Genomic DNA, 23,163 nt, shown 5'->3' with positions numbered 1-23,163 from the left:
CGCTCACCACCCCGCGTACCAGGCGGCGGGCGTGCCGGCCGTGCCGCCGGTGCCGTCGGCGGTGGGCCGTACGGCGAGGATCTGGTCGACGCCCATGCGCCGTTCGGCGAAGGCCAGCGCGCCGCCGGCCAGGTACAGCCGCCAGACGCGCGCGGTCTCCTCGCCGGCCAGGAGGACGACGTCGGACCAGCGCCGCTCCAGGGTGGCCAGCCAGGCCCGCACGGTGCGCACGTAGTGCTCGCGCAGCGACTCCACGGCCCGGACCTCCAGACCCGCGTCCTCCAGCAGCGCCACGGTCCGGCCGAGCGGCCGCATGTGCATGTCGGGGGCGATGTAGGTCTCGATGAAGGCGCCGCCACCGGGGGCGGCACGGCCGCGGGACATCTGCTGCACCAGTGCCCTGCCCCGGGGCCGCAGCATGCGGTGGATCGCCCCGGCGAACTGCGGGTAGTGCGCGTCGCCGACGTGCTCGCCCGTCTCGATCGCGGTGACCGCCTCGTAGCCGCCGCTGCCCTCCAGGTCGCGGTAGTCGCGCAGTTCGACGGTGACGTACTCCTCCAGGCCGCGTTCGCGGATCCGGTCCCGTACGAAGTCCCGCTGGGCGGCGGAGAGGGTGACCGCGTGGACCTGCGCGCGATGGGTCTGCGCGGCGTACAGGGCGAGCGCGCCCCAGCCGCAGCCGATGTCGAGCAGCCGCGTGCCGGGGCGCAGGTCCAGCTTGCGGCAGACGAGTTCGAGCTTGTCGCGCTGGGCGTCGGCGAGGCCGTACGCGGGGTCGCCGTCGCGCGTCCAGTAGCCGCAGGAGTAGGCCATGGAGGGGTCGAGGAGGAGTTCGTGGAAGTCGTTGGACAGGTCGTAGTGGTGGCTGACGGCGGCCCGGTCGCGGCTCCTGGTGTGCGGGGTGCCGTTGAGCCTGGCGCGGCCGCGCGGGGCGGGCGGCCGGGGCCCGACCGCGCCGAGCCGTACGGCGGCGCCGGCGGCGCGCAGCCGGTCGGCCGCGGTGAGCCGGGGAGGGCGCAGCCCGTCGTCGCGCACCGCGTGCCACAGGGCGCGCAGTCCTTCGGTGAGGTCGCCGCGCACGTCGATGTCCCCGGTGATGTACGCCTCCGCGAGGCCGAGTTCGCCGGGCTGCCACAGGAGTCTTCGCAGCGCGCGCCGGGAGCGCAGGACGACCACGGGGGCGTCGCGCGGCCCGGCGGTGCTGCCGTCCCAGGCCCGCAGCCGTACGGGCAGCGGGCCGCCCGTGAACTGCTCCAGCAGCGGGGCGAGGGTGTCCGCGGCGCCCTTCACCCGGCGGCCTCCCCACGGGCCAGCCGCAGTTGGCACACGTCGAGGTAGCCGGAGCGGAAGCCGGCCTCGGAGTAGGCGAGGTAGAGGGTCCACATGCGGCGGAAGGTCTCGTCGAAGCCGAGGGCTGCGACGTCGGCGGCGCGTTCGGTGAAGCGCTCGCGCCACAGCCGCAGCGTCTCGGCGTAGTGCGGGCCGAAGCCGTCGCAGGAGGTGACACGCAGCGCGGTGTGCTCGTCGAGGGTCCGCTCGATCGCCTCCAGGGAGGGGATGAGCCCGCCGGGGAAGACGTACTTCTGCATCCAGGTGTGGGTGTGGCGGGTGGCGAGCATGCGCTCGTCGGCCATGGTGATCGCCTGGAGGGCGACCGTGCCGCCGGGGGCGAGCAGCCGGTCCAGGGCGGTGAAGTACACCGGCCAGTACTCGGCGCCGACGGCCTCGATCATCTCGACGCTGACGACGGCGTCGTAGCTCCCGGTCACCTGGCGGTAGTCGCGCAGCTGCACGGTGGCCCGGTCCTGCTGCCCCGCGGCGGCGATCCGGGCCGTGGCGAGCCGGCGTTGTTCCTCGGAGAGGGTGACGGAGACGACCCGGGCGCCGCGGCGGGCGGCCCGGACGGCGAGTTCGCCCCAGCCGGTGCCGATCTCCAGCAGCCGGGTGCCCTCGCCGACGCCCGCCAGGTCGAGCAGCCGGTCGATCTTGCGGTGCTGTGCGGCGGGCAGTTGGGCGCGCCGGGCGGGGAAGCCGCGGAAGACGGCGGAGGAGTAGGTCAGGGTCTCGTCGAGGAAGAGGGCGAAGAGGTCGTTGGACAGGTCGTAGTGGTCGTGGATGTTGCCGCGGGCGCCGTCGAGGGTGTTGCGCCGCTCGGTGGGCTGCCGGTGCGCCCACAGGGAGCGCAGCCGCTGCAGCGGCCGCGGGACGAGTTCGGTGACGTGCGAGGCGAGCACGGTGAGGACGGCCGGCAGGTCGGGCGCGTCCCATTCACCGGCCATGTAGGACTCGCCGAAGCCGATGAGGCCGTCGGTGCCGACGCGGCGGTTGAAGGCCTCGGGGTCGGCGATCAGCACCGCGGGGCCGCCGGTGCCGAGGACCGGTCCGCCTTCGCCGAGGCGGCAGCGCAGCGGGAGCCCGCTCAGGGCACGTCGCAGGACGGCACCGGCGACGGCGGCGCGCAGGCGTGAGCAGCGTGGCCGTGCCGCGACGTCGGGCCAGCGGCGCGGGTCCACGCCGGCGGCGGGCGCGGAGGCGGAGAGGGGGACGGATGTGGTGGACATGGTCACTCGAAACCCTCCTGGGGCGCGTGGACGGGACGGTGCTGCACGGGCAGTCCGCGCAGCAGCAGCCGGATGCCGTGCCGGCGGATGCCGGCCGACACCGCGGCCGTGGACCAGGGGTGCCGGGCGGCGGCCCGCAGCAGGCCCGGCGCGGTGGCGGGGCGCCGCTCGCCGCGCACGGTGGCGGTGAACGGGGTGGCGCCGCCGGGGCGTTCCAGGTGGACGGTGAGGTGGAGCCGGTCGTGCGGCTCGGGCAGCCGCATGCGGTAGCCGCCGTCGACAGGGAAGAACGGGGACACGTAGAAGTCCTTGGCGACGCGGGCGGTGTCGCGTTCGTCGGTGTGCAGCAGGTAGGCGTGCCGCTCGCCGTAGGTGTTGTGGACCTCGGCGACGACGCAGACGAGGGTGCCGGCCGGGTCGTGGCACCAGTACAGGGTCAGCGGGTTGAAGACGTGGCCGAGGACGCGGGCGTGGCAGAGCATGCGGACCGGGCCGCCGTGCAGGTCGACGCCCTGCGCGGCGAGGTAGGCGTCGAGGGCGGCCCGTACGGTGGCGTGCCGGCCGCCGAAGTGGTCGCGGGGGTCGAAGCGGGCGAGCGGGCGCAGCGCGGCGGGGAACCGGGGCGGCCGGGCGGGGTCGGTCAGCCACATGTAGGTGCGGTGGGTGAAGGCGTGCCGCCGCGGGCGGGTGCGGACGTGGGTGATCGTGCATTCGTACAGGGCGGGCACCTGCGGCGGCAGGCCTGCGGGGGTCACCATCGGACCCCCAGCCGGCGGGCGGCCTCGGCTCCGGAGCGGCAGCCGTCCTCGTGGAATCCCCAGCCGTGGTAGGCCCCGGCGTAGGCGGTGACGGGGGTGGAGAGGGCGGGCAGCCGCCGTCGCGCGGCCAGCGACGCGGGGGTGTAGACGGGGTGCTCGTACACCATGCGGGCGAGCACCCGGGCCGGGTCGACGCGGTCGTCGTCGCCGAGGGTGACGAGGTAGTGCTCGGGGATGTCCAGCCGCTGGAGGCGGTTCATGTCGTAGCTGACGCGCACCCCGCCGGGGTCGGGTGCGCAGGTGGGCATGAGGTAGTTCCAGGAGGCGCGGGCGGCACGGCCGCGGGGCAGCACCGAGGTGTCGGTGTGCAGCAGCGTCGGGTTGCGGGAGTACGTGAGGGCGCCGAGCGTCCGGCGCTCGTCCGCGGTGGGGTCGGCGAGCAGCCCCAGCGCCTGGTCGGGGTGGGTGGCGACGACCACCGCGTCGTACGTCTCGGTCTCCCCGTCACCGGTGACGACGTCGGCACCGTCGGCGTGCCGGCGCAGGGCGCGTACGGGGGTGGCGGTGCGGATCGCGGTGAGCCGTTTGACGATGCGCTCGACGTAGACGCGTGATCCGCCGGTGACGGTCCGCCAGGTGGGGGCGCCGCCCACCGAGAGCATCCCGTGGTGGTCCAGGAACCGGAAGAGGTAGACCGCCGGGTAGTGGGCCGCGGTCCGCGGCGAGCAGGACCAGACGCAGGCGACCAGGGGGGTCATGAAATGGGCCGTGAAGTACGCCGAGAACTCCCCCGCGCCGAGGAACTCCCCCAGCGTGGTGGTGTCGTCGGAACCGCCCTCCGCGAGCAGCCGCCGGGCGAGGCGGTGGAATCGGGGCACTTCGGCCAGCATACGCAGATAGGCGGGGCGCAGCGCGTTGCGCGGCTGCGCGAAGATCCCCGACGGGCCGCGGGCGCCCGCGTACTCCAGTCCGCAGCCCTCGCAGCGGACGGACATGCTCATCTCGGATTCCTGCGTGGGGACGCCGAGTTCGGCGAAGATCCGCAGCAGGGTGGGGTAGGTGCGCTCGTTGTGGACGATGAAGCCGCTGTCGACGGCGGTGACCCGGCCGTCGGAGGAGGGTACGTCGTGCGTGTGGGCGTGCCCGCCGAGCCGGTCGTCGGCCTCGAACAGCGATACGTCGCAGTGCCGTTGCAGCAGGTAGGCGGCGGTGAGCCCGGCGACGCCGCTGCCCACGACGGCCACCCTTCGCCTTCCGTCGGTCACATCCCGTCCCTTCGTCGTGTTCCTCTCCCTGCCGGTGGTTCGGAGCCGGCCGCCGGGCGGATTGGTCCGTACGGCAATCCGCCGGGCACGCGGCGGCGAATCCATGGGTGGAGGTATGTGACGGGCGTGGCCGCGGGGGGCGGCCGATAATGACGGAGAGCACACGAGAGAGGCGAATTCCATGACGTACGGTGACGAAGCGGGCGGCGGGCGGCCGTGCCCGGCGCTGGTGCCGTACGTGCTGCCCCAGCGGCCGCACGCCGCCGTCCTGGTGCTGCACGGCGGCCGCGCGGAGGGCCTGGAACCGCCACCGGCGCTGAACCTTCCGGGGGCCCGGATGCGTCCGTTCGTCCGGGCGATCGGCCGGGCCACCACCGGGCACGGGGTGGTGCTGGCCGGGGTCCGCTACCGGCACCGCGGCTGGAACGGCGAGCGGGAGGACGCGGCGCGGGACGCCCTGCGGGCGCTGGAGGCGCTGCGGCAACGGGCCGGGGAGGTGCCCGTGGTGCTGGTGGGGCACTCGATGGGCGGACGGGCGGCGCTGCGCGCGGCCGGGCATCCGCTGGTGGGCGCGGTGGTGGGGCTGGCGCCGTGGTGCCCCGAGGGCGAGCCGGTGGGGCATCTGGCCGGACGGCGCCTGGTGCTGCTGCACGGCGACCGGGACCGGGTCACCGATCCGGCCGGCTCGCTGACCCTGGCGGACCGGGCGCGGGCCGCGGGCGCCCAGGCCTGCCACCTGGTGGTACCGGGCGGCGACCACGCGATGCTGCGCGGTGCCGGGACCTGGCACGCCCTGACGGCACGCCTGCTCGCCGGCCTGCTGCGGCTGGGCCCGCTGCCGCCGGAGGTGGCGGGAGCGCTGACCGCCCCGGGAACGGAGGGAGCGCGATGAACCCGCGTCCGCGCACGGGTGCCCGCCCGCTCCCGCGGCCACCGGGGACCGCGCCGGCCGGTCCCTTCGCCCGCGACGCGGGGAGTCCGCGATGAGCCTCACCTGCCTGGTGACGGGCGCCACCGGCTACATCGGCGGCCGGCTCGTCCCCGAGCTGCTGGAGGCGGGGCACCAGGTGCGCTGCATGGCCCGTACCCCCGGCAAGCTGCGCGACCACCCGTGGGCGGGCGAGGTGGACGTCGTCAGGGGCGACGTCACCGACCCGGACTCGGTGGCGGCGGCGATGGAGGGCGTGGACGTCGCGTACTACCTCGTCCACGCCCTGGGCAGCGGGCGGGACTTCGAACGGACGGACCGGGAGGCCGCGGAGGTCTTCGGGTCCCGCGCGAGGGCCGCGGGCGTACGGCGGATCGTGTACCTGGGCGGGCTGACCCCCGCCGGGGTGCCCGAGCGTGAGCTGTCGCCGCATCTGCGCTCGCGCGCCGAGGTGGGCCGGGTGCTGCTCGCCTCCGGCGTGCCGACGGCGGCGCTGCGGGCGGCGGTGATCATCGGCTCGGGCTCGGCCTCCTTCGAGATGCTGCGCTACCTCACCGAACGGCTGCCGGTGATGGTCACCCCGCGCTGGGTGAGCACCCGGATCCAGCCGATCGCCGTACGGGACGTGCTGCGCTACCTCGTGGGCTGCGCCACGCTGCCGCCCGAGGTGAGCCGCGCCTTCGACATCGGCGGCCCCGACGTGCTCACGTACCGCGCCATGATGCTGTTGTACGCCGAGGTGGCGGGGCTGCCGCAGCGGCTGATCGTGCCGGTGCCGGTGCTGACGCCGCGGCTGTCGAGCCACTGGGTGGGGCTGGTGACCCCGGTGCCCGCGGGCATCGCGCGGCCCCTGACGGAGTCGCTGCGCTACGAGGTGGTCTGCCACGACCACGACATCGCACGCTGGGTGCCGGACCCGGCCGGGGGCATGATCGGCGTCGAGCCGGCGCTGCGGCTGGCGCTGCAGCGCATCCGGGAGGCGAACGTGGTCACCCGCTGGTCCTCGGCCTCCGTGCCCGGCGCGCCGAGCGACCCGCTGCCGACGGACCCGGACTGGGCGGGCGGCTCCCTCTACTGCGACCACCGGACGCGGATCGTGGACGCCTCGCCCGAGGCGCTGTGGCGGGTCATCGAGGGCATCGGCGGCGACAACGGCTGGTACTCCTTCCCGCCGGCCTGGGCCGTGCGCGGCTGGCTCGACCGCTTCGTGGGCGGGGTGGGGCTGCGCCGGGGGCGGCGGGACGCGGCGCACCTGCGGGCGGGCGACTCGCTGGACTTCTGGCGGGTGGAGGAGATCGAGCCCGGCCGGCTGCTGCGGCTGCGCGCCGAGATGCGGCTGCCGGGCCTGGCCTGGCTGGAGCTGTCGGCCGGACGGGACGGCGCCGGGCGCACCGTCTACGGGCAGCGGGCGCTGTTCCATCCGCGCGGGCTGGCGGGGCACGCGTACTGGTGGAGCGTGTCGCCGTTCCACTCGGTGGTCTTCGGCGGCATGGCGCGCAACATAGCCGCGGCGGCCCGGGAGGGCGCGGCGGGGCCGTGACGGCAGCGGCTCACTCCGGGGCGGGGGCGCGCAGGGCGGTCAGTTCGTCGTTCATCGCGCCCAGGAAGCGCATCACGACGGCGAGTTCGTCCTCGGTGAAGCGGGCGCGCGCCGCGTCGGTGCTCCGGGCGAGCGGACGGAAGAACTCCCGCGCCACCGCCACCCCCCGCGGGGCGTAGTGCAGATGGACCACGCGGCGGTCGGCGGCGTCGCGGGTACGGCGGATGTGGCCGGCGCGTTCCAGCCGGTCCAGGCAGGCGGTGACGGCACCGGAGGTCAGGTTGAGGCGTTCGCGCAGCAGACCGGGGGTCATGGCCCCGCCCTGGTCGTCGCCGTCCAGGATCGCGACCAGCGCCTGCACGTCGGTGTGGTGCAGCTTCTGGCTCTGCGCGAAGTCCTGCGCGATGCGGTTGAACTCGCTGTTCATCCGGCGCAGCTGCACGGCGAAGGCGTGCAGCCCGGTCGGGGACTCGTCCTGGAGGTTGTCGGGCACCCCCCCATCGTAAATAATCTCGATTATTAAGATACTCAATCGCTGAGATATATCCTTCCTCACGGGGAGATCCCCCGGTTCCGCACCCCACGGGAGAGAGCGATGACATCCCTGCCGCGCGCCGTCCGATGGCTGCTGCCGGTGGTGCTGCTGGTCGCCTGGCTGGGCATCGGGGGCACCCTCGGCCCGTACGCCGGCAGGCTCGGCGAGGTCTCCACCAACGACCAGGCGGCCTTCCTGCCGCGCAGCGCCGAGTCCACGAGGGCCGTCACCGAACGGACGGCATTCAGCAGGAACGGGACCGTGCCCGCGATCGTCGTCTGGACCGCCGGCGGCGGCCGGGTGACCGACGCCCAGCAGCGGGCCGCCACGGCCGCGCTGGCCTCGCTCGCCGGCACCGAGGGGGTGAGCGGGCGCCCCTCCCCCGCGCTGCGCTCCGACGACGGCCTGGCCCTGCAGGGCGTCGTACAGCTCCGCCCCGACCTCGGCCGCGACGTCGGGGACGCCGTCGGCCGGATCCGGGACACCGCGTCCCGCGTCGGCGGGACCACCGCCCACATCGCCGGACCCGCGGCCTCGCAGACCGACCTGGGCGAGGCCTTCGCGGGCATCGACGGACTGCTGCTGTTCACCGCGCTCGGCGTGGTGCTCGCGATCCTGCTGCTGGTCTACCGCGCCCTGCTGCTGCCCCTGGTCATCATCGTCGGCTCGGTCTTCTCGCTCGGCCTGGCCTGCGGGGTGGTCTACGTGCTGGCCGACCACGGCGTCGTCCGGGTCGACGGCCAGGTCCAGGGCATCCTGTCGATCCTCGTCATCGGCGCGGCCACCGACTACGCCCTGCTGCTCGCCGCCCGCTTCCGGGAGGAACTCGCCACCCGCGGCGACCGGTTCGCGGCGATGCGCGCCGCGCTGCGCCGCTCCGCCGGGGCGATCGTGGCGAGCGCGGCGACCGTGGCCCTCGGCCTGCTCGCCCTGCTGGCCAGCGACCTCACCAACAACCGCGCCCTCGGCCCGGTCGGCGCCGTCGGGATCGTCTGTGCCGTGGCGAGCAGCCTGACCTTCCTGCCCGCGGCGCTGCTGCTGCTCGGCCGGGCCGCCTTCTGGCCCGCCAGGCCGCGGAAGAGGCGTCCGGAGGGGGAGGGCGTCTGGCGGCGGATCGCGGCCCTCGTGGACCGCGCGCCGCGCCGGGTCTGGGCCGGGAGCCTGGCGCTGCTGCTGGGCTGTGCGGCCTTCTCCCCCGCGCTGACCGCCCGGGGCGTGCCGCTGGACGAGATCTTCGTCCACCAGGCCCCCTCGGTGACCGCCCAGCGCGTCCTCGGCGAGCACTTCCCCGGTGGTTCGGGCAACCCCGCCGTGGTCATCGCGCAGGCGGACCGGCTCGACCCCGTCACCCGGGCCGCGTCCGGCACCGACGGCGTCGACTCCGTCGCCCCGCTCACCGCCTCGGGAAGGCCCGGCGGGGGCGAGCCGCTCGTCACCGGCGGCCGGGTCCTGCTGGAGGTGACGCTGCAGGACGCCGCCGACAGCGACGCCGCCAAGGCCACGGTGCAGCGGCTGCGCACGGCCGTGCACGCGGTGCCCGGCGCCGACGCGGTGGTCGGCGGGTACACGGCCCAGCAGCTCGACACCCAGCGGACCGCGGAGCGCGACCGCACGCTCGTCGTCCCGGTCGTCCTCGCGATCATCCTGGTGATCCTGGCGGCGCTGCTGCGCAGCCTGCTGCTGCCGCTGCTCATGGTCGCCACGGTGGGCCTCAACTTCGCCGCCACCCTGGGGGTGTCGGCGCTGGTCTTCCGCCACGTGTTCGGCTTCTCGGCGACGGACGCCTCGGTGCCGCTGTACGGCTTCGTCTTCCTGGTCGCCCTGGGCGTGGACTACAACATCTTCCTGATGACCCGGGTCCGCGAGGAGACGCTGCGCCACGGCACGCGGCAGGGCGTCCTGCGCGGACTGACCGCCACCGGAGGGGTGATCACCTCGGCGGGCGTGGTGCTCGCGGCGACCTTCGCGGCGCTCGGCGTGATCCCGCTGGCCTTCCTGCTGCAGATCGCGTTCATCGTGACCTTCGGCGTGCTGCTGGACACCCTGCTGGTGCGCTCGTTCCTGCTGCCCGCGCTGGTACGGGACATCGGCCCGAAGGTGTGGTGGCCGGGTGCCGCGGCACGCGGGGGCGACGGGCCGCCGGCGCGGCAAGGCGCCGCGGATCCGCCGCGGGTGGCGGAGCGTCAGACGACCTGATGCAGCCAGCGCACGGGGGCGCCCTCACCCGCGTAGCGGAAGGGCTCCAGTTCGTCGTCCCAGGGCTTGCCGAGCAGCTTGGCGACTTCCGTCTCCAGGTCGGCCTCGCCCTTGCGGGCGCGGGCGAGCGCGGCGCGCAACCGGTCCTCGGGGATGAGGATGTCCCCGTGGATGCCGGTGACGGCGTGGAAGATGCCGAGGTCGGGGGTGCTGCTGTAGCGCTCCCCCTCGGCACCGGCGCAGGGCTCCGCGGTGACCTCGAAGCGCAGCAGGTGCCAGCCGCGCAGCGCGGACGCCAGCTTGGAGGCAGTGCCGGGTTGGGCCTGCCAGGAGAACTCGGCCCGCCAGGTGCCCGGCGAGGCGGGCTGGCGGATCCAGTCCAGGTTCACGCGCACGCCGAGCACACCCGCGACGGCCCACTCGACGTGCGGGCACAGCGCGCGTGGCGCGGAGTGCACGTACAGAACTCCACGTGTCGTCACCGGAACCTCCAGTGTGGGACGAGGTACGCCTTCCCCAGCGGCCTCATGCCCATAACCGAGCCATCCGGGACAGCAGTGGACATTCTGCACTAATCATAACGAATGAGACAAGATCTGACCTTGGATCACCTCTTTCGCACCACCTGTCAGGGAAAAAGCTACCGCGCGGCGTCAGGCGACGAGTGACGTACTGTCGGGATCAGCGAGAAGTCACCCACTCGTCCGAGGGAGAACGGATGCGCCTGTCGCTCTCGCGCGGGGTCAGCGGCGCCCTGATCGCGCTGGTCACCCTGCTCACGACGGCACTCGCGGCCGGCTGCTCGGCGAAGGACGGCCCGGGCAGCACCGAGGCCGGCGCCGCCGGACGGGCGGACGCGGCGAAGCGCCCCGCGGCGGTGTGGGACACCACCCCCGCCTCGCTGGCCGCGCTCGGGGACTCCATCACCCGCGCCTTCGACGCCTGCGGGATCCTGACGGACTGTCCGGACCTGTCCTGGGCGACCGGCAGCCGCCGCTCCGTGGAGAGCGTGGCCACCCGCCTGCTGGACAAGCCGGCCTCCAAGAGTTGGAACCTGGCGGCCAGCGGGGCCAAGATGCACGACCTGCCGGCACAGGCGAAGAAGGCCGTCGAACGACGGCCGCAGCAGGTGACGATCCTGATGGGGGCCAACGACGCGTGTGCGCGCAGCACCGACCGCATGACCCCGGCGGCCGAGTACCGCCGGGATTTCTCCGCCGCCCTGCGGACCCTCGACCGCGAACTGCCCAAGGCCCAGGTCTTCGTCGCGAGCGTGCCCGACCTGATGCGCCTGTGGGACGTCGGCCGGCAGAACGCGCTGGGGCGGCAGATCTGGAAGCTGGGCCTGTGCCCGTCGATGCTCTCCGACGCGGAGTCGATGAGCACGGCCGCCCGCGAACGGCGGCTGACCGTACGCGAGAGGGTGATGGCGTACAACGACGTCCTGCGGCAGGAGTGCGCGCGCCTCGAGCGCTGCCGCTACGACGGCGGCATGGTCTTCGACTACCGGTTCACCCAAAAGGAGCTGAGTCCCTGGGACTGGTTCCACCCCAGCGCCGAGGGTCAGGCCAAGCTGGCGCGACTGGTCTACGCGGCGGCCTTCGGGCCGGGCGCGGTCGGACGCTAGTCCCTGCCGGCAGGACCGGCTCCTCGTTCGGGGTTTCGGACACGGCGCGGTGCGCGCCACGGGCGGACGGACTCACTTCGGCAACATCGCCGTCACCTCCCCGGCACACCCATTGACACCGCCGGGAGCCCGTAACTACGTTCCCTTCAACATTTCGAACGTGTGACGAAATCTCGAACGACACCCTGTAAGGGGCGAACTTCCGTGCGCATCACCGGCATCAGCACCCATGTGGTCGGCACTCCCTGGCGGAATCTCACCTATGTGCTCGTCCACACCGACGAGGGACTCACGGGCGTCGGCGAGACCCGCATGCTCGGCCACACCGACGCGTTGCTCGGCTACCTCCACGAGGCGGAGGCCAACCACATAGCCGGCTCGGACCCCTTCGCGGTCGAGGACCTGGTCCGCCGGATGAAGTACGGCGACTACGGGCGCGCCGGGGAGATCGTCATGTCCGGCATCGCCGTCATCGAGATGGCCTGCTGGGACATCAAGGGCAAGGCCCTCGGCGTGCCCGTGTGGCAGCTGCTCGGCGGCAAGGTGAACGAGAAGGTCAAGGCGTACGCCAACGGCTGGTACACCACCGAGCGCACCCCGGAGGCCTACCACAAGGCCGCCGCCGCCGTGGTGGAGCGGGGCTACCGCGCGCTGAAGATCGACCCCTTCGGCACCGGCCACTTCGAGCTCGACCACGCGGCGACCGCCTACTCCGTCTCCCTCATCGAGGCCGTGCGCGACGCGATCGGCCCCGAGACCGAGCTGCTGGTGGAGATGCACGGCCGGTTCAGCCCGGCGACCGCGATCCGCGTCGCCAAGGACCTGGCACCCTTCAAGCCCAGCTGGATCGAGGAGCCGGTGCCGCCGGAGAACCTCAAGGCCCTGGCGAAGGTGGCCGCCCACACGGACCTGCCGATCGCGACCGGCGAGCGCATCCACGACCGCTACGAGTTCCGCGAGCTGTTCGAGCTGCAGGCCGCCGACATCATCCAGCCCGACCTCGGGCACATCGGCGGCATCAACGAGGTCCGCAAGCTGGCCGCCACCGCGGAGACCCACTACGTGCTGGTCGCCCCGCACAACGTCGGCGGCTCCGTGCTCACCGCCGCGAGCCTCCAGCTCGCCGGGTGCACCCCCAACTTCAAGATCCTCGAGCACTTCAACGACTTCGCGGACTCCGAGATCAAGAAGGTCGTCAAGGGCGCCCCCGTGGTCGGCGAGGACGGGTGCTTCACCCTCTCGGACGCACCGGGCCTCGGTGTCGAGCTCGACGTCGACGCCGCCGCCGAGTTCCCCCAGCAGCAGGCCCGTTTCGACCTGTGGGCCGAGGGCTGGGAGCGCCGGAAGCCGAAGGGCGCGAAGTGACCGTCCACACCCCCCGCGCCGTCGTCCTCGACGGGCCCGGCCGGCACCGGATCGCGCCGGCCGGACCGGTGCCGCCCGGTCCGGGCGAGGCGCTGGTCCGCGTGCACGCCGCGGGCATCTGCGGCAGCGACCGGGAAATGTACGCCGGCACCCGCCCTGAGGGGTACGTCCGCTACCCCGTCACCCCGGGCCACGAGTGGTCCGGCACGGTGGAGGCGGTCGGCGCCGGGGTGACCGACGGGCTGGTGGGCCGGAAGGTCGTCGGCGAGGGCTTCCGCAACTGCCAGGTCTGCGAGCGCTGCCACGCCGGGGAGACCACGCTGTGCAGCGCCCCGTACGAGGAGACCGGCTTCACGAAGCCCGGTGCCATGGCGGACACCCTGACCCTGCCCGCCCGGCTGCTGCACGTCCTGGACGACGCCGCCGACCTGCGGACCGCCGCGCTCCTGGAGCCGGCCGCGTGCGTGGCGGCGGCGCTGCTGAAGGCCCCGGCGGCGCCGGGCGAGCGGGTGGCGGTCGTCGGCACCGGCACGCTCGGCATGCTGGCGGTGCAGTTCCTTGCCGCGGTGTCACCGGCGGAGCTGCTGGTGGTGGGCACCGGTCGGGTCCGCGAGGAGCTGGCCGCCTCGTTCGGCGCCACGCGGTTCCGCACGGCCGCCGAACTGGCCGATACCGAAGGGGAGTACGACCTGGTGGTCGAGGCCGCCGGGTCCGCCTCCGCGGCCCGCGTCTCGGCGGGGCTGCTGCGCCGCGGCGGCCGGATGGCACTGACCGGCATCCCCGCACCGGGGGCGCTCGGCCTCGACCCCACCGACCTGGTGGTGCGCCAGCTGACCGTGCACACGGTCTTCGGGGCGCCGCCCGCCGCCTGGGCCCACACCGTACGGGCCTTCGACGCCGGAATCCTGGACCCGGCACCGCTGATCACGCACGACCTGCCCCTGGAGGAGTACGCCGACGCCCTGGAACTGCTGGGGAGCCGGGATCCCAAGGTGGGGAAGGTGCTGCTGCGTCCGTGACCGCTCCGTGCGCGGCGGACACACGATGTCCCATCCGTGCCCACTCACACCCAATGAACCGAACGTCGTCCGAAATCTCGAACGGCGAGAACGAAGGAGCACCGTGACCGACGCACCCACCCCGAGCCCCGGCACGGCCGGTCCCACCTCCGGTCCCCGTCACCCGGGCCAGTACGCGCTCACACTCCTCGGTCACGGCGCGCCGGCGGACGACCCGGCCGACTCCTCCCCGCACTCCTTCCCCGACGGCGGCACCTGGCGCACCGAGATCCCCTCCGTGGAGGGCCCGGAGGCCCTGGCCACCGTGCTGGAGGAGAGCGAGCGGCTGGAGGTGCCGGTGCACCGGATCAGCCAGGGCAGCGGCATCTGGATGCTGACGGACGCGGAGATCACCGAGATGGTCACCGCGTGCGCCGAACGCGACGTCGAGCTCTGCCTGTTCACCGGTCCCCGTGGCACCTGGGACATCGGCGCCGCCACCCGCACCGACTCCCGCGGCGGGGGCCTGCGGGCCCGCGGCCACGACCAGGTGGCCGGCTGCGTCGAGGACGCGCTGCGGGCGGCCGCCCTGGGCGTGCGCTGCCTGCTCGTCGCGGACGAGGGAGTGCTGTGGCTGCTGCACCAGCTGCGGGGGCAGGGGCTGCTGCCGGCCGACACCACCTTCAAGGTCTCGGCGCTGGTCGGCCCGGTCAACCCGGCGGCCTACGCGGTGTGGGAGCGGCTGGGCGCCGACTCCATCAACATCCCCTCCGACCTGACCCTCCAGCAGATCACCGAGATCCGCCGGGTCAGCCGGGCGCCGATGGACTTCTACATCGAGGCCCCGGACGACCTCGGCGGCTTCGTACGGCTCTACGACGCGGCGGAGCTGATCCGCCGCGGCGCGCCGATCTACCTCAAGTTCGGGCTCAGCAAGGCCCCCGGCATCTACCCGTACGGACGCCAGCTGCGGGAGGTCGCCCTGTCGACCGCCCGCGAGCGGGTCCGGCGCGGCCGCCTTGTGCTCGACCTGCTCTCCCGGCTGGGCGCGGACGGCGGGCAGTCCCCGCTGGGCGCGCGGCTGCCGGGCCCGCTCCACCGCTTCCCCCTGGACATCGCGACCGACCCGGACCAGGCGACCGACCCCCGCCTGGCCGCCGAAAGGATCTGATCAGCCATGCGCATCGCCAGAGCCGCACGTCTGCGCACCGCCGCCGCGATGGTGGCCACCCTCGCCCTCGGCGCCACCGCGACCGCCTGCGGGCAGAGCGACAACACCGGAGGCGGCGGCAGCAAGGACGGGGAAAAGGGCACCATCGGCATCGCCATGCCCACCAAGTCGTCGGAGCGCTGGATCGCCGACGGCGACAACATGGTCAAGCAGTTCAAGGAGCAGGGCTACAAGACCGACCTGCAGTACGGCGACGACAAGGTCGAGAACCAGGTCGCCCAGATCCAGAACATGATCACCAAGGGTGACAAGCTGCTGGTCGTCGCGGCCATCGACGGCTCGGCCCTCAGCGACGTGCTGCAGCAGGCCCACGACGCCGGGATCAAGGTGATCTCCTACGACCGCCTCATCCTGGGCTCGGAGAACGTCGACTACTACGCGACCTTCGACAACTACAAGGTCGGCGAGCTCCAGGCCGGTTACATCATCGAGAAGCTGGGCCTGAAGGACGGCAGCAAGAAGGGCCCCTTCAACATCGAGCTCTTCGCCGGCTCGCCCGACGACAACAACACCAAGTACTTCTTCAACGGCGCGATGGACACCCTCAAGCCGTACATCGAGAAGAAGCAGCTGGTGGTCAAGAGCGGCCAGACCGAGCTCAACCAGGTCACCACCCTGCGCTGGGACGGCGCCACCGCCCAGGCCCGCATGGACGACCTGCTCAGCAAGTCGTACACGTCCGACGACGTGGACGCGGTGCTCTCCCCGTACGACGGCATCTCCCGCGGCATCATCTCGGCGCTCAAGAGCGTGAGCTACGGCACCGGCAAGAAGCCGCTGCCGATCGTCACGGGCCAGGACGCCGAGGTCGCCTCGATCAAGTCGATCATCGCGGGCGAGCAGGCCCAGACCGTCTACAAGGACACCCGCGAACTGGCCAAGGTCGCCGTCCAGATGGGCAACGCGGTGCTGACCGGCGGCAAGCCGGAGATCAACGACTCCAAGACCTACGACAACGGCACCAAGGTCGTCCCGACCTACCTGCTGCCGCCGGTGAGCGTCGACAAGTCGAACTACAAGGAGGCCGTCGTCGACTCCGGCTACATCAAGGAGTCCGAGCTCCAGTAGTCCCGGAGCCGGTACACGACCGACGATCTTCCCCTTCCCACCACCCGAGGAGAACGGAAAGCAGGAATGGCCGGACCCGTCCTCGAAATGCGCTCCATCACCAAGACCTTCCCAGGGGTCAAGGCGCTCTCCGACGTCACCCTGACTGTCGCCGAGGGCGAGGTCCACGCCATCTGCGGTGAGAACGGTGCGGGCAAGTCGACCCTGATGAAGGTGCTCAGCGGGGTCTATCCGCACGGCAGTTACGAAGGGGAGATCCTCTTCCGCGGTGAGACCTGCGAGTTCCGCGACATCCGCGCGAGCGAGCAGCGCGGCATCGTGATCATCCACCAGGAACTCGCCCTGGTGCCCTACCTGTCCATCGCCGAGAACATCTTCCTCGGCAACGAGCACTCCACACGCGGTGTCATCAGCTGGAACGAGACGCTGCGGCACGCGGGCTCGCTGCTCAAGCGGGTCGGGCTGGCCGACCAGCCGAGCACCCGTGTGGCGGACATCGGCGTCGGCAAGCAGCAGCTCGTCGAGATCGCCAAGGCGCTGTCCAAGGAGGTCAAGCTCCTGATCCTGGACGAGCCGACGGCCGCCCTGAACGACGAGGACAGCCGCAAACTCCTGGACCTCATCCTGGAGTTCAAGGAGCACGGCATCTCCTGCATCATCATCTCGCACAAGCTCAACGAGATCGCCAGGGTCGCCGACTCCATCACCATCCTGCGGGACGGGCGGACCATAGAGACGCTCGACATGAAGGCCACCGACGAGGACGGCGGGAGGGCCGTCACCGAGGAGCGGATCATCCGCGGCATGGTCGGCCGCGACCTCGACCACCGCTTCCCCGAGCGGGAACCGGAGATCGGCGAGGTGGCCTTCGCCGTCGAGGACTGGACGGTGCACCACCCGATCGACCAGCAGCGCAAGGTGGTCGACGGGGTCTCCCTCAACGTCCGGCGCGGCGAGATCGTGGGCATCGCCGGGCTGATGGGGGCAGGCCGCACCGAACTGGCCATGAGCGTCTTCGGCCGCTCCTACGGCCGGGGCATCAGCGGCCGGGTCTACCTGGACGGCAAGGAGATCCGCACCCGCACCGTCCCGGAGGCGGTCGGCCACGGCATCGCCTACGTCACCGAGGACCGCAAGCACTACGGGCTGAACCTCATCGACGACATCAGCCGCAACATCTCGCTCAGCGCCCTGTCCAAGGTCGCCAAGCGCGGCGTCGTCAACCAGCACGAGGAGGCCCGCGTCGCCGAGTCCTTCCGCTCGACGATGAACATCAAGACCCCGACGGTCTTCGAGACCACGGGCAAGCTGAGCGGCGGCAACCAGCAGAAGGTCGTCCTGAGCAAGTGGATCTTCGCCGGGCCGGAGGTCCTCATCCTCGACGAACCCACCCGGGGCATCGACGTCGGGGCCAAGTACGAGATCTACACGGTCATCAACGACCTGGCGGCCCAGGGCAAGGCCGTCGTCTTCATCTCCTCCGAGCTGCCGGAACTGCTCGGCATGTGCGACCGCATCTACACGATGTCGGCGGGCCGGCTGACCGGGGAGATCCCGCGCGAGAGCGCGACGCAGGAAGTGCTTATGCGCCACATGACCATGGACCGAGGTAACTGAGATGGGCAGCCCGGTGAAGACCGACAAGACTCCTCCGCCGCCCGCCGGGGGCGCGGCCGCGGCCGTCAAGGACGGCGGCGCGGCGGCCGGAGCCGCCGGCCTCCTACTGCAGGCGGCACGGCGCAACATGCGCCAGTACGGCATGATCATCGCGCTGGTGCTGATCGCGGCGCTGTTCCAGATATGGTCCGGCGGCATCCTGCTCAAACCGCAGAACGTCACCAACCTCATCGGCCAGAACAGCTACATCCTGATCCTGGCGATCGGCATGATGGTCGTGATCATCGCCGGCCACATCGACCTGTCCGTCGGTTCGCTCGCGGCCTTCGTCAGCGCGGCCGCCGCCGTGATGATCATCCACCATCACGTCCCGTGGCCGCTCGCCCTGGTCGCCTGCCTGCTCATCGGCGCGATCGCCGGCGCCTGGCAGGGGTACTTCATCGCGTACGTCGGGATCCCGTCGTTCATCGTGACCCTGGCCGGCATGCTGCTCTTCCGCGGCGGCACCCAGATCTTCCTGGAGGGCCAGTCCATCTCGCCCTTCCCCCGCGGCTTCCAGAAGATCGGCAACGGCTTCCTGCCCGAGGTCGGACCGCACACCAACTACCACAACCTGACGCTGCTCATCGGTCTCGTGGTGATCGCGATCGCCGTCGTCCAGGAGATCCGCGACCGCCGCCAGCAGCTGGCGTACGACCTGGACGTGCTGCCGCGCAACTTCTTCCTGCTGAAGCTGCTCGCCATCATCGCGTGCTGCGTCGCCTTCACCATGACCCTCGCCAGCTACCACGGCGTGCCGATCGTGCTGCTCATCCTCGCCGGGCTGCTCATCGTCTTCGGCTTCGTGATGCGCAACGCGGTGATCGGACGCCACGTGTACGCGCTCGGCGGCAACCAGGCGGCGGCCAAGCTCTCCGGTGTCAAGGACAAGCGGGTCGTCTTCCTGGTCTTCGTGAACATGGGCGTGCTCGCCGCCCTCGCCGGACTGGTCTACGCGGCGCGGCTGAACGCCGGCGTCCCGCAGGCCGGCATCAACTTCGAGCTCGAGGCCATCGCGGCCGCCTTCATCGGCGGTGCCTCCGCGACCGGCGGCGTCGGCACGGTGCTGGGCGCCATCATCGGCGGCCTGGTGCTCGGGGTGCTCAACAACGGGATGTCGCTGGTCGGCATCGGCACGGACTACCAGCAGGTCATCAAGGGTCTGGTGCTCCTGGCCGCGGTCGGCTTCGACGTCTGGAACAAGCGCAAGGTCGGTTCGTAAAGCAGCTACCTACAGAAGGAGCCGCAAGTGAACAGACGTACATTGATCGCGGGCGCGGCACTCGGGGCGGTCGCGCCCGCGATCGGCGGGACGAACGCCTGGGCGGCCGGGGAGGCCGCCACGGCGCGGCAGACCGCCGACGCCAGGCACAGGCCCGCGGGCAGGAGCAAGGTGAGCAAGGAACACTTCGGGACCCTGGAGGACGGCACCAAGGTCGACATCTGGACGGTCAGCAACGGCGGGATCACCCTCAAGGTGCTCTCGTACGGCGGCATCGTCCAGACCTTGGAGCTGCCCGACCGGCGCGGCCGCCGCGTCAACGTGTCCCTCGGATTCGACGACCTGGCCGGCTACGTGGCGAGCAGCCCGTACTTCGGCGCGCTGATCGGTCGCTACGGCAACCGCATCGCGGGCGGGAAGTTCACCCTGGACGGCCGCACCCACCAGCTGCCCGTCAACGACGGCCCGAACAGTCTGCACGGCGGCGACCGGGGCTTCGACAAGCGGGTCTGGGCGGTCGAGGGCTTCAAGGCGGGCTCGGACGCCGGTCTGGTGCTGCGCTACACCAGCGCGGACGGCGAGATGGGCTACCCGGGCACGCTGAAGGTCAAGGTCGTCTACACCCTGACCGCCGACGCCCGGTGGCGGATCGACTACACCGCCACCACCGACAAGGCGACGGTCGTCAACCTCACCAACCACACCTACTTCAACCTGCGCGGCGAGGGCGACGGCGGCATCTACGACCACGAGGTCCAGATCGCCGCCCGGCGCTACACCCCGGTCGGCTCCACCCTGATCCCCACCGGTGAACTGGCGCCCGTCGCGGGCACCCCGTTCGACTTCCGCTCGGCGAAGACGATCGGCCGCGACATCCGCTCCGCGCACCAGCAGATCCTGTACGGCCAGGGCATCGACCACAACTTCGTGCTCGACAAGGGCCGCACGGCCGCGCCCGAGCACATCGTGACGGTCACCGAGCCCGTCTCCGGCCGGGTCATGCGGATCGCCACCACCGAGCCCGGTGTGCAGTTCTACACGGGCAACTTCCTGACCGGTGCGTTCGCCGGCTCCTCGGGCCGGGTCTACCGGCAGGGCGACGGCTTCTGCCTGGAGACCCAGCACTTCCCGGACTCCCCCAACCAGCCCTCGTTCCCGTCGACGGTCCTGCGGCCGGGGCAGACCTACCGCTCCACCACCGTGCACTCCTTCGACACCCACTGAGCGGCGCCACCCTCCCCGCGGGCGGGGGCGGCCGGGATTGTCTCCCGGGCGCCCCCGCCTGTCGACTCCGGGACCGGCTACGGGTGAACACCCCCTCGGCCGTACGGGAATGTTCTGGGCCACCGGAATGACAGCGGCACAGAGTCCGCGCGCCGGGGGGTACGCATCCCGTCGATCAAGCCCTGCGGCTTTCGCATTCGACGAGGAGTCCCCCATGAGTCCTGACGGCAGGCCGTCTTCGCCGCGCAGGTTCCGGCGGTACGGACGGCTGACCGGCGTGGTCCTGCCGCTCGCCGTCGCCGCGGCCGCGGTGTCGGCGCCCGTGCTCGCCACGACCCCCGGCACCGTGACCACGGCGGCCGGCACGAGGGCGGCCGTGAACGACCCCCGGCCGCCCGTCACGCGGAGCGTCGCCGCCGACGACGACGAGGATGAGGGGGAGGAGGGTGAGGACGGCGGCCGCGAGCAGGAGGCCCGCGACGAGAACGGCGCGGACGGCGGGGACGGCGGGGAGCGCACGGACCAGCGGGGCGAGCGGGAGACCGACCGGGGCGACAACGGGCCGGACGAGGTCGAGAACGAGCGCGGCGACGAGGGCCGGGACCAGGGCGACCAGGGCCGGGACGACCGCGGCGACCAGGGCCGCGACCAGGGCGGCAACCAGCGCGGCGACCAGGGCCGCGACCAGGGCGGCAACCAGCGCGGTGACCAGGGCGGTGACCAGGGCGGCAACCAGCGCGGTGACCAGGGCGGCAACCAGGGCGGTGACCAGGGCGGCAACCAGGGCGGCAACCAGCGCGGTGACCAGGGCGGCAACCAGGGCGGGAACCGCGACGACGGACGCCGGGACGAGCAGGGCGACGCACGTGGCGGCCGCGAGGGCGACTGCGTCAGCATCGACTCGACCCTCCGCAAGAACGACCAGGAGATCTCCGTCGCGGTGTTCGAGGGCCGGATCTTCATCGGCGGCCGCACCCTTCCCCGCGGGCGCTTCGTGTGGCACTCCCTCAGCGGCAACCGGGGCTACCCGCGCGGCGTCTGCGGGGCCACGGTGACCTCCGTCGGCTCCGGCGTGTGGGTCAAGGCGATCACCCGGGACGGCCGGGTGGTCGAGACGCACTGCACCATCCACGAGACCCGCGGCAAACAGAGCTCGTGCGGGGAGTGGAAGACCCTGGAAAGCCGCTCGTTCCGCTCGGCCAGGTGACCCCGCGCCCGCGCCGGCCGGTGAGCGACCGGCCCGCGCGGGCGCGGTGCGTCAGGAGGCGTCCTGCCAGTACAGGGCCGGCCGCGGGGTGCCTGACGGCACCGCCGCGAAGGCCGGCGGGACCTCGGCGGCCAGCGCGGGGTACATGTCCGTGGCGGGCCCCTCGGCCCGCGGCTGGAACTGCGGCTGTACCTGGGGCTGAGGCTGAGGCTGGACCTGAGGCTGCGGCTGCGGCTGCGGCTCGCGTCTGACCTCGTAGACCGGCTGCGGCGGCGCCGGGGGCGGCGCGAAGGGCTGCTCGTACAGCGGCTGGGGCGGTGGGGCCTGCTGGATCTGCGGGAGCGGCTGCGGCGGCGGGGCGGGCTGGATCTGCGGCAGCTGCTGCGGCGCGGGCTGCGGGGGCGGTGGGGGCTGCTCCTGGACGGGCGCGGCAGCCGCGGGTGCGGGTGCGGCGTACCAGGTGCTGCCGTACAGCACCGTGCTCAGCCCGGTGAGCAGCCGCTGGACGTCGGCCTGGGGGCGGACCACCAGCCGCATGAAACGGCTGCTGCTGCCCAGCTTGTTGCCGCACTCGCGGACCAGCACCCCGTGCTCGGCCAGCAGCCGGTCGCGCAGCACGGCGCCGTCGACGCCGTCGGGGAGCTTGACGAAGACGAAGTTGCCCTGCGACGGGTAGACGGTGAGCCCCGGCAGCGCCGCGAGCTGCCAGGTCATCTCCTGGCGGTCGCGGGAGACCATGCGCAGGCTCTGCGCGTACTCCTCGCGGTGGTCCTTGAGCATGAAGACCACCGCCTCGGCGAAGGAGTTGAGGTTCCACTTCGGCAGCATGCGGCGGACCTTCCCGGCCAGCGCCGGATTGGCGACCAGGTAGCCGAAGCGGATGCCGTGCAGGCCGAAGTTCTTGCCGAGGCTGCGCAGGACGATCACGTTGGGCCGCAGGACGGCCTCGTCGGCGACGCTCGGCCAGGCCTCGGCGTCGCTGAAGTCGAGGAACGACTCGTCGATCACGACGAGGTCGAGGTCGGACAGGGCGTCCATGAGCGCCACGACGGCGTGCTTGGGGAGGAAGCCGCCGTCGGGGTTGTTGGGGTTGCAGATCACGGCCGTACGGGAGCCGCGGGCGCGGACGAACGCGACGAAGGCCGCCGGGTCGAGGGCGAATCCGGCGGCCTCCGGGAGGAGGAACATGTCGACGCGCTTGCCGGTCTCCATCGGCTGGTCGGTCCAGCGGCCGAAGGTCGGTATGGGGATCGCCAGGCTCTCGCGGACCAGCAGGTGGTCGATCCACGTGATCAGCTCGGTGGAGCCGTTGCCCATGGCCACGGTCTGCGGGTTGAGACCGAGCAGCGAGCACAGCTCGTTGGTGATGACGTCCGTGCTGCTCGGGTAGTAGGTGAGGATGTCCCGCATCGACTCCTGGAGCTTCTCGTACATGGCCGGGCTCGGGAAGTACGGGTTGCACGGGATGCAGAAGTCGACGATGTCGCGCCCTCCGCCGGAGGGCGACAGGCCGCCGGCGGCGCGGCGCAGCGCGAAGTACGAGGGACTGTGCGCGGTGTTGGCGCGGAACAACTCGGTGGCATTACCGGTGACGCCGACAGCGACGGTCACGGCAGAACCTCCCTCGATCACGGGGGCCGCGCCGCGGCGGCCCGCTTCCCCTTGCCCGCACGACCTTGTCACACATTCCTCACATCTAGTACATGTGGGTTGATCGTGGGACAAGTGGTGCGCGGTTCGGCTATCTTGCGGCCTTCCCGCGTCTCATACGGGCCCGGACGC

At 72.4% G+C, this 23,163-nt stretch carries 19 protein-coding genes; 12 read left to right on the top strand and 7 right to left on the bottom strand.

From position 1 onward, the window contains the following. Positions 1-3: 3 nt before the first annotated feature. Genes OIE69_RS27000 through OIE69_RS26985 form a run of 4 tightly spaced genes read right to left on the bottom strand, consistent with a single transcriptional unit; the run spans position 4 to position 4,584 of the window. Positions 4-1,290 (bottom strand): cyclopropane-fatty-acyl-phospholipid synthase family protein, encoded by a 1,287-nt coding sequence (locus OIE69_RS27000; RefSeq protein ID WP_326576344.1) that lies wholly within the window; start codon positions 1,288-1,290, stop codon positions 4-6. Then, entirely contained in the window at positions 1,287-2,561 is a 1,275-nt protein-coding gene (locus OIE69_RS26995; RefSeq protein ID WP_326576342.1) for a class I SAM-dependent methyltransferase, read from the bottom strand. The genes OIE69_RS27000 and OIE69_RS26995 overlap by 4 nt, the downstream gene beginning before the upstream one ends. A gap of 2 nt (positions 2,562-2,563) precedes the next feature. Further along, positions 2,564-3,319 (bottom strand): DUF1365 domain-containing protein, encoded by a 756-nt coding sequence (locus OIE69_RS26990; RefSeq protein WP_326576340.1) that lies wholly within the window; start codon positions 3,317-3,319, stop codon positions 2,564-2,566. Beyond that, entirely contained in the window at positions 3,313-4,584 is a 1,272-nt protein-coding gene (locus OIE69_RS26985) for an NAD(P)/FAD-dependent oxidoreductase (protein WP_326576338.1), read from the bottom strand. Before OIE69_RS26985 ends, OIE69_RS26990 begins: the two co-directional genes overlap by 7 nt. A 181-nt stretch (positions 4,585-4,765) precedes the next feature. Between OIE69_RS26985 and OIE69_RS26980 the strand changes: the two genes are divergently transcribed. Both OIE69_RS26980 and OIE69_RS26975 read left to right on the top strand, forming a co-directional pair. Further along, complete coding sequence (locus tag OIE69_RS26980; protein ID WP_326576336.1) at positions 4,766-5,476, top strand: dienelactone hydrolase family protein; 711 nt, start codon at positions 4,766-4,768, stop codon at positions 5,474-5,476. Positions 5,477-5,567: 91 nt separating this feature from the next. Beyond that, on the top strand, positions 5,568-7,052 hold the full coding sequence (locus tag OIE69_RS26975; protein WP_326576334.1) for an SDR family oxidoreductase: 1,485 nt from the start codon (positions 5,568-5,570) through the stop codon (positions 7,050-7,052). A gap of 10 nt (positions 7,053-7,062) precedes the next feature. Here OIE69_RS26975 and OIE69_RS26970 read toward each other — a convergent pair whose 3' ends face one another. After that, on the bottom strand, positions 7,063-7,545 hold the full coding sequence (locus tag OIE69_RS26970; RefSeq protein WP_089221580.1) for a MarR family winged helix-turn-helix transcriptional regulator: 483 nt from the start codon (positions 7,543-7,545) through the stop codon (positions 7,063-7,065). A gap of 102 nt (positions 7,546-7,647) precedes the next feature. Between OIE69_RS26970 and OIE69_RS26965 the strand changes: the two genes are divergently transcribed. Further along, positions 7,648-9,783: an MMPL family transporter gene (locus OIE69_RS26965; protein ID WP_326576331.1), complete on the top strand. Its 2,136-nt coding sequence runs from the start codon at positions 7,648-7,650 to the stop codon at positions 9,781-9,783. Here OIE69_RS26965 and OIE69_RS26960 read toward each other — a convergent pair. Beyond that, positions 9,771-10,265: a DUF3145 domain-containing protein gene (locus tag OIE69_RS26960; protein WP_326576329.1), complete on the bottom strand. Its 495-nt coding sequence runs from the start codon at positions 10,263-10,265 to the stop codon at positions 9,771-9,773. The two genes, OIE69_RS26965 and OIE69_RS26960, sit on opposite strands and share 13 nt — an antisense overlap. 236 nt (positions 10,266-10,501) lie before the next feature. Between OIE69_RS26960 and OIE69_RS26955 the strand changes: the two genes are divergently transcribed. The 9 genes from OIE69_RS26955 (at position 10,502) to OIE69_RS26915 (ending at position 21,381) form a co-directional block, all read left to right on the top strand. After that, positions 10,502-11,410, top strand: coding sequence for an SGNH/GDSL hydrolase family protein (locus OIE69_RS26955; protein ID WP_326576328.1), 909 nt, complete (start codon positions 10,502-10,504; stop codon positions 11,408-11,410). A gap of 204 nt (positions 11,411-11,614) precedes the next feature. Continuing rightward, the gene (locus OIE69_RS26950) at positions 11,615-12,775 is read left to right on the top strand and encodes a mandelate racemase/muconate lactonizing enzyme family protein (RefSeq protein WP_326576327.1); all 1,161 of its coding nucleotides are present in this window, start codon (positions 11,615-11,617) and stop codon (positions 12,773-12,775) included. Then, the gene (locus OIE69_RS26945) at positions 12,772-13,794 is read left to right on the top strand and encodes a zinc-dependent alcohol dehydrogenase (RefSeq protein WP_326576325.1); all 1,023 of its coding nucleotides are present in this window, start codon (positions 12,772-12,774) and stop codon (positions 13,792-13,794) included. Before OIE69_RS26950 ends, OIE69_RS26945 begins: the two co-directional genes overlap by 4 nt. Positions 13,795-13,897: 103 nt before the next feature. Then, positions 13,898-14,944: a hypothetical protein gene (locus OIE69_RS26940; protein ID WP_326576323.1), complete on the top strand. Its 1,047-nt coding sequence runs from the start codon at positions 13,898-13,900 to the stop codon at positions 14,942-14,944. Positions 14,945-14,950: 6 nt separating this feature from the next. Then, on the top strand, positions 14,951-16,072 hold the full coding sequence (gene chvE / locus OIE69_RS26935) for a multiple monosaccharide ABC transporter substrate-binding protein (RefSeq protein ID WP_326576321.1): 1,122 nt from the start codon (positions 14,951-14,953) through the stop codon (positions 16,070-16,072). A 66-nt stretch (positions 16,073-16,138) separates the two neighbouring features. Next, positions 16,139-17,689 carry a multiple monosaccharide ABC transporter ATP-binding protein gene (mmsA, locus tag OIE69_RS26930; protein WP_326576319.1) on the top strand — a complete coding sequence of 517 codons (1,551 nt, stop codon included), beginning with the start codon at positions 16,139-16,141 and terminating at the stop codon, positions 17,687-17,689. A 1-nt stretch (position 17,690) separates the two neighbouring features. After that, complete coding sequence (mmsB, locus tag OIE69_RS26925; protein WP_326576317.1) at positions 17,691-18,950, top strand: multiple monosaccharide ABC transporter permease; 1,260 nt, start codon at positions 17,691-17,693, stop codon at positions 18,948-18,950. A 42-nt stretch (positions 18,951-18,992) separates the two neighbouring features. Next, positions 18,993-20,174 (top strand): aldose epimerase family protein, encoded by a 1,182-nt coding sequence (locus OIE69_RS26920; protein WP_392567682.1) that lies wholly within the window; start codon positions 18,993-18,995, stop codon positions 20,172-20,174. Between the two features lie 214 nt (positions 20,175-20,388). Beyond that, a complete protein-coding gene (locus OIE69_RS26915) occupies positions 20,389-21,381 on the top strand; it encodes a hypothetical protein (protein ID WP_326576313.1) in 993 nt (330 codons plus the stop codon). Between the two features lie 51 nt (positions 21,382-21,432). Here the strand turns inward: OIE69_RS26915 and OIE69_RS26910 are convergent, their stop codons facing one another. Next, positions 21,433-22,992 carry a pyridoxal phosphate-dependent aminotransferase gene (locus OIE69_RS26910; protein ID WP_326576311.1) on the bottom strand — a complete coding sequence of 520 codons (1,560 nt, stop codon included), beginning with the start codon at positions 22,990-22,992 and terminating at the stop codon, positions 21,433-21,435. Positions 22,993-23,163 lie beyond the last annotated feature (171 nt).

This window comes from Actinacidiphila glaucinigra (assembly GCF_035918135.1).
Taxonomy (GTDB): Bacteria; Actinomycetota; Actinomycetes; order Streptomycetales; family Streptomycetaceae; genus Actinacidiphila; species Actinacidiphila glaucinigra.
This window is presented reverse-complemented; position numbering and strand designations above follow the sequence as displayed.

Excerpts from the sequence above, each read along its gene's own strand:
- OIE69_RS26995 (WP_326576342.1), bottom strand. The coding sequence starts at position 2,561 with ATGTCCACCACATCCGTCCCCCTCTCCGCCTCCGCGCCCGCCGCCGGC.
- OIE69_RS26990 (WP_326576340.1), bottom strand. The coding sequence starts at position 3,319 with ATGGTGACCCCCGCAGGCCTGCCGCCGCAGGTGCCCGCCCTGTACGAA.
- OIE69_RS26980 (WP_326576336.1), top strand. The coding sequence starts at position 4,766 with ATGACGTACGGTGACGAAGCGGGCGGCGGGCGGCCGTGCCCGGCGCTG.
- OIE69_RS26975 (WP_326576334.1), top strand. The coding sequence starts at position 5,568 with ATGAGCCTCACCTGCCTGGTGACGGGCGCCACCGGCTACATCGGCGGC.
- OIE69_RS26965 (WP_326576331.1), top strand. The coding sequence starts at position 7,648 with ATGACATCCCTGCCGCGCGCCGTCCGATGGCTGCTGCCGGTGGTGCTG.
- OIE69_RS26955 (WP_326576328.1), top strand. The coding sequence starts at position 10,502 with ATGCGCCTGTCGCTCTCGCGCGGGGTCAGCGGCGCCCTGATCGCGCTG.
- chvE (WP_326576321.1), top strand. The coding sequence starts at position 14,951 with ATGCGCATCGCCAGAGCCGCACGTCTGCGCACCGCCGCCGCGATGGTG.
- mmsA (WP_326576319.1), top strand. The coding sequence starts at position 16,139 with ATGGCCGGACCCGTCCTCGAAATGCGCTCCATCACCAAGACCTTCCCA.
- mmsB (WP_326576317.1), top strand. The coding sequence starts at position 17,691 with ATGGGCAGCCCGGTGAAGACCGACAAGACTCCTCCGCCGCCCGCCGGG.
- OIE69_RS26915 (WP_326576313.1), top strand. The coding sequence starts at position 20,389 with ATGAGTCCTGACGGCAGGCCGTCTTCGCCGCGCAGGTTCCGGCGGTAC.